This is a genomic window from Nocardia sp. NPDC059229 (genome assembly GCF_042754165.1).
GTDB lineage: Bacteria > Actinomycetota > Actinomycetes > Mycobacteriales > Mycobacteriaceae > Nocardia.
On sequence record NZ_JBHZAK010000023.1, the window covers coordinates 121476 to 130964 of the forward strand.

8 protein-coding genes and 1 pseudogene are annotated in these 9489 nt (G+C 70.1%); 1 reads left to right on the forward strand and 8 read right to left on the reverse strand.

Translation table 11 applies throughout. From position 1 onward, the window contains the following. Positions 1 to 45: 45 nt before the first annotated feature. Positions 46 to 3675: a BTAD domain-containing putative transcriptional regulator gene (locus ACFXHE_RS36770; protein WP_379389257.1), complete on the forward strand. Its 3630-nt coding sequence runs from the start codon at positions 46 to 48 to the stop codon at positions 3673 to 3675. 40 nt (positions 3676 to 3715) lie between these two features. On the opposite strand, the gene ACFXHE_RS36775 is transcribed toward ACFXHE_RS36770, so the two are convergent. The 8 genes and pseudogenes from ACFXHE_RS36775 to ACFXHE_RS36810 all read right to left on the reverse strand — a co-directional run. Further along, positions 3716 to 4555, reverse strand: a complete 840-nt coding sequence (locus ACFXHE_RS36775) for an ABC transporter permease (protein WP_379389258.1) — start codon at positions 4553 to 4555, stop codon at positions 3716 to 3718. Continuing rightward, the gene (locus ACFXHE_RS36780) at positions 4552 to 5562 is read right to left on the reverse strand and encodes an ATP-binding cassette domain-containing protein (RefSeq protein ID WP_379389259.1); all 1011 of its coding nucleotides are present in this window, start codon (positions 5560 to 5562) and stop codon (positions 4552 to 4554) included. Before ACFXHE_RS36780 ends, ACFXHE_RS36775 begins: the two co-directional genes overlap by 4 nt. Positions 5563 to 5713: 151 nt before the next feature. Beyond that, positions 5714 to 6850: an o-succinylbenzoate--CoA ligase gene (gene menE / locus ACFXHE_RS36785; protein WP_379389274.1), complete on the reverse strand. Its 1137-nt coding sequence runs from the start codon at positions 6848 to 6850 to the stop codon at positions 5714 to 5716. A 109-nt stretch (positions 6851 to 6959) separates the two neighbouring features. After that, complete coding sequence (locus tag ACFXHE_RS36790) at positions 6960 to 7322, reverse strand: DUF3349 domain-containing protein (protein WP_379389260.1); 363 nt, start codon at positions 7320 to 7322, stop codon at positions 6960 to 6962. Between the two features lie 25 nt (positions 7323 to 7347). Then, positions 7348 to 7617: a hypothetical protein gene (locus ACFXHE_RS36795; RefSeq protein ID WP_379389261.1), complete on the reverse strand. Its 270-nt coding sequence runs from the start codon at positions 7615 to 7617 to the stop codon at positions 7348 to 7350. Positions 7618 to 7626: 9 nt separating this feature from the next. Further along, positions 7627 to 8868, reverse strand: a complete 1242-nt coding sequence (locus ACFXHE_RS36800; protein WP_379389262.1) for an anion permease — start codon at positions 8866 to 8868, stop codon at positions 7627 to 7629. 96 nt (positions 8869 to 8964) lie between these two features. Further along, positions 8965 to 9354 (reverse strand): VOC family protein, encoded by a 390-nt coding sequence (locus ACFXHE_RS36805; RefSeq protein ID WP_354851412.1) that lies wholly within the window; start codon positions 9352 to 9354, stop codon positions 8965 to 8967. A gap of 40 nt (positions 9355 to 9394) precedes the next feature. Next, positions 9395 to 9489, reverse strand: a pseudogene (locus ACFXHE_RS36810) (1,4-dihydroxy-2-naphthoyl-CoA synthase); the annotation flags it as partial.

Sequence of the window (9489 nt, forward strand, 5' to 3'; positions counted from 1 at the left end):
GCGCATCCGGCGACCGCCCGCCCGCTCACCTACGATTGGCAAGGAATGAATTCGCACAACGGCAGTTCGAGCAGCACGGGTAGCGCGCGGGTGGCGAACGTGGGCGACTCGACCCTGGTGGCCCTGCTGGGCGAGGTCGCACTCCGCCGCGACGGTGCGCTGACCGCCGTACCCGGCGCGCGGGCCCGGCTGCTGGTGGCGGCACTGGCCGTGCACCCCGGCCGCAGTCGCAGCGCGCAGGCGCTCATCGACGACGTCTGGGGTGAGGACCCGCCGCGCGCGCCCATGAATGCGCTGCACACCCAAGTCTCGCGACTGCGCTCGGCGCTGCCCGAGGGCGCGCTCGAAATCGGTCCCGCCGGATACCGTCTGGTCCTGGCACCCGAGCAGGTCGATCTGTCGCTGGCCCAGCAGCTGGAAAGGCAAGCCCGCCAAGCCCATTCCGTCGGCGACGGCCTCGCCTGCCTGGACCTGGTGGCCGCGGCCCGCGCGCTCTGGCGCGGCGAACCCGCCGCCGACCTGCCGCCCGGTCCCGTCGCCGAGGAACTCGCCACCCTGGCGGCCACCCGCCGCCGCGCGCTGGACGCGCTGGAGCTGACCGCCCGCGAAGCCGTCGGTGACCTGCCCGCCGCCATCGAACTGGCCCAGCAGGCCGTGGTCGCCGACCCGCTGGACGAGCCCGCCCACGGCACCCTCATGCGCCTGCTCGCCGCGGCGGGCCGCACCACCGAGGCCCTCGACGTCTTCGCCACCCTGCGCACCCGGCTGGTCGACCAGCTCGGCGCCGACCCGGGCCCGGCGCTGGTCGCCCTGAATACCACGATCCTGCGCGGTGAACCGCTGCCCGGGCAGTCGGTGGCGCCGATCGGCAGTGCTGCCGGCGCGCACGGATATTCGGCGACAGCGCCCGAATCCGGGGTGGTCCGGCCCGCCGCATTCGCGCCCTCGGCCGACGGCGGCGTCCGGCCCGATGGGCCCGCCGGCGCCGCCGAGCACAGACTGTCCGTGGTGCCCGGCGTGGCCGGTGGGATTGGCTTCGGCAGTGACGGTTCCGCGGCGATCGGACAGGTGGCGTCGATCGATGGCCGTTCGTCCGGTCACACGCGCACGGCGGGCCGTGCTGCGGGATCCGCCCGGGCGGCCGAGGCGCGAGAACTGGCGGGCGAGAACGCGATCGGACTGCGTGCCGCGCCGAATCCACTGCTGGGCCGGGAGGCCGATCTGGCAGCGCTGGAGGAGATCCTGCGGTCCTCGCGGGTGGTCACCGTGCTCGGTCCGGGCGGGACCGGGAAGACCCGGATCGCCAACGAACTGGGAGCGCGGATAGCGCCCGAGACCGCGGTGATGCTGGTGGAATTGGCCTCGCTGCGTTCGGAATCCGACGGTGCGGCCGAAACCCGCGACGAGATCGAGGTCGCCATCGCGACCACCCTCGGCGTGGCCGATGTCGTGTGGGAGACGAACGTGCTGCGGCAGGTGCGGGGCCGTGATATCCGGCAGAAACTGCGGGAGGCCCTCGGGGCGCGCCCGGTACTGCTGATCCTCGACAACTGCGAACACCTCATCGAACCGGTGGCCGAGGTGGTCGCCGATCTGGTGGGGGTGAGCGATCAGCTGACCGTGCTCACCACCAGCCGCGCACCGCTGGAGATCACGGCCGAGGCGGTGTATCCGTTGCCGCCGTTGACCATCGACGCCGCCGGGTCACCCGCCACCGACCTGTTCGAGGCGCGGGCCCGCGCGGTGCGCCCGTCGGTGCGGCTGGATCCGGAGGTGGTGGCCAGGCTCTGCCGCAACCTCGACGGACTCCCGCTGGCCATCGAACTGGCGGCGGCGCGGGTGCGCACCATGAGCGTCGAGGAGATCGAATCCCGCCTCGACCATCGATTCGCCCTGCTGCGCAGCGGAGATCGCAGTTCTCCGCAGCGGCATCGCACCTTGCACGCGGTGATCGAGTGGAGCTGGAACCTGCTCGACGAGCCACAGCGGGTGGCGCTGCGCCGACTGTGCCGATTTCCCGCCGGATTCACGCTGGCCGCCGCCGAATGTCTGCTGGCCGGGCCGGAGATCGATGATCCCGCCATGGCCGTCGACGGTCTGGTGAGCCAGTCGCTGCTGACGGTGCTGGAGGACGAGGAGGGCGGCACCCGCTATCGGATGCTGGAGACCGTCCGCGAGTTCGGTGAGGAGCAGCTGGCCTCCACCGGCGAGGCCGGCCTGGTCATGGACCGAATGTCGAAGTGGGCCAGGGAATTCGCGGTCGACACCGCACAGCGGTACGACACCACCGAACAGGTGTCGGCGGTGCTGGCCCTGAGCGCGGACATGGACAACCTGATCGCAGTGCTGCGCTACGCGCTGGAGCGGCACGATCCCGAGACCGTGCACACGGTGTTCCCGACCCTGGCCGGACTCTGGGTGTTGCGCGGCGCGCACGCCGAACTGATCAGCTGGTCGCCGCGTGTCATCGCGTTGCCGCCCACGACCTTTCCGACAGTCGCGGCGGAGACCGACCTCTATATCCACGGCCAGTTGATGCTCGGCATGCACCTCATGTTCGGCGCCTCCGACCTGCGTGCGGTGGGGCGGGTGCGGATCACGATCCGGCGCATTCTGGCGTCGGGCGCGCCGATGAGCCCGGTCGCCTGGTATCTCGGCGAACTGGTCACCCGGTCCCGCAACACCACCCAGCTGGCCCGGAGATTGAGCGCGGGCGTGCGGTCGCCGGATGAACAGATCCGGCTCTCGGCCCTGCTGCTGCGGGCGAACCTGTGCGAGAACAACGGCATGGCGTACCGCTCGATCAAGGACGCCGAACTCGCTATGCGCATCGGCGGCGACCGGGACACCTGGGGCACCGCCATGACCACGCAGCACCTCGGCAGCATGCACGGTCAGTCGGCGCGCTACGCCGAGGCGGTCGGGTATTACCGGCGGGCCGTCGACCTGCTCGAGGAACTGCGGGCCTGGGACGAAGCCGTGGAGGTCCGCGGCCTGCTGGCCATCTCGCTGGCGGGCACCGGGCAGCCCGCGATGGCCCGGCTGGCCCTCGAACCGGCCCTGGGGGTGGTCGGCGATCTGCCCCTCGACGCACCGGTGACCAAGCCCAACCACCGGGTCGCCGCCGTCGCGGCCGCACTGGCGGAAATCGAACTCGCCGAAGGGGATATCGATACCGGGCTGCGTCGCTTCCGGCAGGTGCCCGCGCTGATGGACTGGCCGCACAATGTCGGAATGCCGGGACCGGCGACCCTGATCTTCGTATCCGCCGTCATCGATGCCCACGTGCTGTCCGGCCGCGTCGAGCAGGTGCACCGGACCGCGGTGGAACTCGCCGATGTCGCGGTCCGCGTGGTCGGCGGCCAGTTCTGGGATCTGCCGCAGATCGGCTCGATGAGCTGCGCGATCGGCACCTATCTGCTCGCCACCGGGCAGCACGTCGAGCGCGGTCTGGACCTGATCCTCCTGACGCCGAAGGTGTTCGGCCGCCAGGACTATCCGTCGATGCAGTGGCAGCGGCACCTGGACCTGCACCGCGCCGCGGTGGGGGCGGAGCGGATCACGGCCGCGCTGAATTCCGTTGCGGGACTGGGGCGTCGCGCGGCCGCCGAGCGGATCATGGTTCATCTGAGGGCGATCGGCGGCACTCAACGCGAAACGCCCGCCCACCGGTGACCGGTGGACGGGCGTCCCAACCGCGGGGCGAGTGGCCGCGTCAGGCGCGGCGCATGTACGCCTTCACCGCGAGCGGGGCGAAGATCGCGATCACGACGATGGAGCCGATGATCGAGTACGCCACGTTCGAGCTGTAGACATTGCTGTTCATCAGCTCTCGGGCCGCATTGACCATGTAGTAGATGGGGTTGGCCTTGTTGAGGCCCTGCAGCCAGCCCGGCATGGTGGACACCTGGGCGAACGCGCCGGACATGAAGGTCAGCGGGAACATGATCATCATCGAGATGCCCTGCACCGCGGGCGCGCTCTTACCGGTGATGCCGATCAGCGCCCAGATCCAGCTGATCGCGAAGGAGCAGAACACCACCAGCAGACCGGCGACCACCACGGCCACGAACCCGCCGTGCGGGCGGTAGCCGAGGATCATGCCCATGACCACCGTCAGCACCGTGGCCAGGCCGTAGCGGACCATGTCCGCCAGCAGTGCCCCCGACAGCGCCGAAATGCGGGCGATGGGAAGGGATTTGAAGCGATCGAAGACGCCCTTGTCCATGTCCTCGCGCAGCTGGGTGCCGGTGACCACCGAGGTCAGCACCACGGTCTGCACCAGCAGGCCGGGAATCAGCGTCGGCAGGTAGGCGCTCACGCTGCCCGCCATGGCCCCGCCGAAGATCCCGGCGAACAGCGCCGTGAACAGGATGGGCTGGACGGTGACGTCGAAGAGCTGTTCGGGATTGTGCTTGATCTTCAGCAGTCCGCGGTAGGCCATGGTGAACGAGTTCGCCACGGTCTGCCGGAACGGAATGTGGTTGCTCACTTCGGGAATCGGTGCGACCGTGGCCGCGTGCCGCCCGGTGGGGGCGGAGAGAGTCGTGGTCATGCCGCGCTCCGTTCGGTGTCGTCGGTGTCGTCCTCGGCGGCGTGCCCGGTGAGTGCGAAGAACACTTCGTCCAGGCTCGGCTTGGCGACATTGATCTCGTCGATCCGGATGTCGTTCTCGCGCAACCGGATCAGGATGTCGGTGGTGATGCTGGGGTCGGGCAGGGGCGCGGTGATGCGGCCGGCCTCCGGGCTGATGGTGGCCTCGACGATCCGGCCCGCCGCGCGGGAGAGGACCTCGCCGACCACGATCCGGGCCGCTTCGATGCGGTCGCGGTCGGTCAGCGTCAGCTGCAGCGCGGACAGCCCGACCGAGGACTTGAGTTCATCGGAGGTGCCGTCGGCGATGACCTTGCCGTGGTCGATGACCGCGATCCGGTCGGCCAGCTGGTCGGCCTCGTCCAGGTACTGGGTGGTGAGCAGCACGGTCGAGCCCTCGCTCACCAGCCGCCGGATGGTGTCCCACATCTGGGCGCGGGTGCGCGGGTCCAGGCCGGTGGTCGGCTCGTCCAGGAACAGCAGCGGCGGCCGCGCGATCAGGCTGGCGGCCAGGTCCAGGCGGCGCCGCATGCCGCCGGAGAAGTTCTCCAGCGCCTTGTCGGCGGCCTCGGTCAGCCCGAATTCCTCGAGCAGCTCGGCCGACTTGCGCCGCGATTCGGTCTTCGACAGGCCCAGCAGCCGCGAGAAGATCACCAGATTCTCGGTGGCCGTGAGCTTTTCGTCGACGGACGCGTACTGGCCGGTGACGCCGATCAGCGACCGCACCGCCGTGGGTTCGGCGACCACGTCGCGGCCGAAGATGCGGGCGCTGCCGCCGTCCGGGCGGAGCAGGGTCGCGAGCATGCGGATGGTCGTGGTCTTGCCGGCCCCGTTGGGTCCCAGCACGCCGTAGACGGCCCCCCGCGGCACCGCGAGACTCACGCCGTCGACGGCCCGCTGCTCCCCGAAGACCTTGACCAAGCCGTCCGCCTCGATGGCGAGAGTCTCAGCAGGTGTGTAAGAAGTCATGACTACACCCTGCGGGGCTTGCCTTGCACCCCCCTTGCACGGCGATTGCGTGCTCCGCGCAAGAGGTGAGCACCTCTGCGCAAGCGGCCATCACACTTCGGCGCAAGTGGCCATCAGCGTGGTGCAAGCGGACCGGACTGGGCCGCTGCGTTCAGTGCGTGGAATCCGCCAGCAGCAGCTGTCGCAGTTTGGCGCGGTCGGGTTTGCCCGGGCCCCGCAGCGGAAGTTCGTCCAGCACGGCCAGTTCGCGCGGGGCGGCGATGGCATCGAGTTCAGCGACCACGTGGTCGCGCAGTTCGTCGAGGCTCGGCGCGGTGGCGCCCGGGGCGGGAACGATGGCGGTGGCCACGCGCTGGCCGAGGCGGTCGTCGGGCAGGCCCAGCACCACGCACTCCGAGACCGCCGGGTGGGTGATGAGGACGGCCTCGACGACCTGGGGAATGACCAGCAGGCCACCGGTCACGATGGCCTCGTCGAGGCGGCCGGTGATGGTCAGCACGCCATTGTCGAGGTGACCGGCGTCCTCGGTCCGGAACCAGCCGGGTTCGGCGAAGGCGGGGTGGTCGGGGATATTGCGGTAGCCCTTGGCGATGGTCTCGCCGCCGAGCAGCACCCGCCCGTCCTCGATGCGTACCCGGGTGCCCGTCAGCGGTACTCCCTCGTACACGCAGCCGCCGCAGGTCTCGCTCATGCCGTAGGTGCGGAACACCTTGATGCCCGCCGCGCGGGCCCGGTCCAGCACCGGCTTCGGGGTGGCCGCGCCGCCGACCAGCACGCCGTCCAGGCCGGCCAGCGCCGCGGTTGCGGCCGGCTCGTCGAGGGCCTTGATCAGCTGGGTGGGGACCAGCGAGGTGTAGCGGCGCGGTCCGCGCATGCTCGCGATCGCGCCGACCAGGGCCTCGGGCAGGAAGCCGCCGGAGACGTCCAGCACAGTGGGCTCGGTCCCGGCCAGGATGCTGCGCAGCAGCACCTGGATACCCGCGATGTGATGGGTCGGCAGGGCCAGCAGCCACTGTCCGGGCCCGCCCAGGCGCTCGTGGGTGGCGTCGCCGCTGGCTCGCAGATTGGCCGCGGTGAGCATGGCGCCCTTGGGATTTCCGGTGGTGCCGGAGGTGGTGACCACCAGGGCCACGTCGTCGTCGATCTCCTCGCCGGGGCGCAGGCTGCCGCTCAGGCGCTGGGTCTCGCGGCGGTCGGCGGTGGGAACCGGAAGCCAGGCCGGGCCGTTGCCCTCCAAGGCTTCTCGCAGATGCGGCAATACATCGCCCACCGCTGCGCCGGTGGGCATGGGGAGGATTCGGAGGGTATTGCTCACGTTCGCGATCGTGTCATTCCGTGGGGTGGCGGCGCTCGCCGGGGTCGGCGGCCGGATGTCGATGCTGCAGGGTCTCGTGCGGTCAGTCGGACGTCGGTGTCGCCGGCGGCCATCCACCGGCTGCGAGCCTGGAGGCCACCCGAGCGATATCGTCCTCGCCGGGCTGCTCCTTGGCAACTCGGGCGATCGCCGCCTCGATGTCGGCGCGCTCGATATCGGCGGCGGCCACCCGCTCGCGGATCAGCTGCTCCACCACCAGGTGCACCTCGTAGTCGGTGAGCCGCCGGTGCAGCACCGCGAGCAGCGCCACATAGTCGGACTGCGGAATGCCCTGCGGGTATCCGGCTTTCAGCCAGTCCAGCACCTTCTGCAGCACGTTCTGGCGCGGCGGCGGGGTACGGGCCGGGTCGGCGGCGGCCTGGTTCGTTTGTTCGGGGGTGCTCACGAGCGTGCCTTTCGATGAGGCGGCGTCACGCGCCGAGCAGGTGAATTCCGAGTCGGGAGGCCAGGAAACCGCGTGCGATGAAGAGCACACCGGCGACCACCGCGATCATGACCACCGCGAAGCAGAGCAGGGACGCGGCCAGCGCGGCGGTCCGGGTGGCTCCGGTCGCACCGTCGTCGACCTGGGAGCGGAAGCGGATGCCGACGGCGAACACGGTCGGCAGCCCGGCCCCGAAGATCAAGGCGGCCAGCATGACTCGCCACAGGTCGGAGAGGTTGTGCAGCAGGGTGTGCATCGCGGTCTCCTAGCCGATTCCGACGGTGTCGTCATTGCGGGGAGCGGCGGGGCCGGCACTCCGGGGAGCAGCGGAGTCGGCACTGCGACCGTTCGAGGTGGCCGGGTCCGCCGCGCCACCCCACTCCTCGGTGACGTTGTGCGAGTTGACCACCGCACGCTTGGACCGGAACCAGATGAACGCGGCCATGGCGATCAGCAGCGCCAGCACCACCAGCACGCCGGCCGTGCCGCCGACGCCGTGCAGGATGGCCCAGCAGATCGCGCCCGCCACGCCGGCCAGCGGCAGGGTCAGCGCCCAGGCCACCACCATGCGGCCGAGCACGCCCCAGCGCACCTCCGCGCCCGGACGCCCGATGCCGGAACCGAGGATGGATCCGGTCACCACCTGGGTGGTGGACAGCGGCAGGCCGAAGTGGGCCGAGGTGAGAATGATCGCCGCACTGGTGGATTCGGCGGCGAAGCCCTGCGGCGGCACGATGTCGACCAGGCCCTTGCCCAGGGTGCGGATGATGCGCCAGCCGCCGAGGCAGGTGCCGGCGGCCATGGCGATGGCGCAGGACACGATGACCCACAGCGGCAGCGGATCGCTGGCCTTGGCCGAGCCGTGCGCGATGAGCGCCAGGAAGATGATGCCCATGGTCTTCTGTGCGTCATTGGTGCCGTGCGCCAGCGAGACCAGGGAGGCGGTGCCGATCTGTCCCCAGCGGAAGCCGCGGGTCACGGTCCTCTCGTTGCTGTCCCGGGTGATCCGGTACACCACCCAGGAGGCGATGGAGGCCACCAGCGCCGCCACGATCGGGGAGAGCAGGGCCGGGATGATGATCTTGGCGAGCACACCCTTGCTGCCCGCCGTCCAGATCACCCCGTGCAGGCCCAGCGCCGCGATGGTCGAGCCGATGAGACCACCGAACAGCGCGTGCGAGGAACTCGACGGCAAACCCAACAACCAGGTGAACAGATTCCAGAGGATGCCGCCGACCAGTCCGGCGAAGACGATGTCCAGCAGGGCACGGCCGCTCACCTCCGACAGGTCGACGATGCCCTCGGCGACCGTGGCGGCGACGGCGACGCTGAGGAACGCACCGACCAGATTCAGTGCTCCGGACAGGAGTACGGCGGTACGCGGGGCGAGGGCACCGGTGGCGATGGACGTGGCCATCGCGTTCGCGGTGTCGTGAAATCCGTTTGTGAAGTCGAATGCCAAGGCTGTGCAAACAACGATCAGCAGAACGAGCAGTTCGGCAGACACACCGATCAGTTTGCGTCATGCTCTTTACGCTCCGTTAACCGGTGCCCCCGGACGTATTTCACAGTTACCGCCGTGCTAAGGGGCGGTCCGCCGCGCTCAGTCGCCCCGGGTGTCGCGCCGGAGCGGGTGATTCGCCGGTACCTCGACGAGCACCAGCGGCGTCCCCTCGGGATCGCGGATCCACATCTCGATCAGACCCCACGGTTCGCGCTCGGGCGCGCGGTCGATGATGACCCCGCGCAGCGCGAGTTCCGCGGCGGCGTCGTCACAGTCGCGCACCTGTAGCCAGATGGCTCCGGCGAACCCGCTCGGAGCATCGTCCGCGCGCCCGTGCCCGGCCACCTCGATCAGCGACTGCCCCGCGAAGAACACCGTCCCACCCGGATACTCGCGGGCAATGGCCAGCTCCAGCGCATCGCGATAGAACTCGACCGTCCGCTCGTAGTCGCGGGGCCGCAGGATTACCCGACTGCTCAGTATCTCCATGAGTGCAGCATGACAGCTTGCGGTTTGCTGCGGTCCGGGTTCAGAAGTACCAGGGGTAGGGCTTCCAGTCCGGTTCGCGCTTTTCGAGGAAGGCGTCGCGGCCCTCGACCGCTTCGTCGGTCATGTAGGCCAGGC

Bases quoted from the DNA above. Each gene is read 5' to 3' on its own strand.
- ACFXHE_RS36770 (WP_379389257.1), top strand. From the start codon at position 46: ATGAATTCGCACAACGGCAGTTCGAGCAGCACGGGTAGCGCGCGGGTG.
- ACFXHE_RS36805 (WP_354851412.1), bottom strand. From the start codon at position 9,354: ATGGAGATACTGAGCAGTCGGGTAATCCTGCGGCCCCGCGACTACGAG.
- ACFXHE_RS36795 (WP_379389261.1), bottom strand. From the start codon at position 7,617: ATGCACACCCTGCTGCACAACCTCTCCGACCTGTGGCGAGTCATGCTG.
- ACFXHE_RS36775 (WP_379389258.1), bottom strand. From the start codon at position 4,555: ATGACCACGACTCTCTCCGCCCCCACCGGGCGGCACGCGGCCACGGTC.
- menE (WP_379389274.1), bottom strand. From the start codon at position 6,850: ATGCCCACCGGCGCAGCGGTGGGCGATGTATTGCCGCATCTGCGAGAA.
- ACFXHE_RS36780 (WP_379389259.1), bottom strand. From the start codon at position 5,562: ATGACTTCTTACACACCTGCTGAGACTCTCGCCATCGAGGCGGACGGC.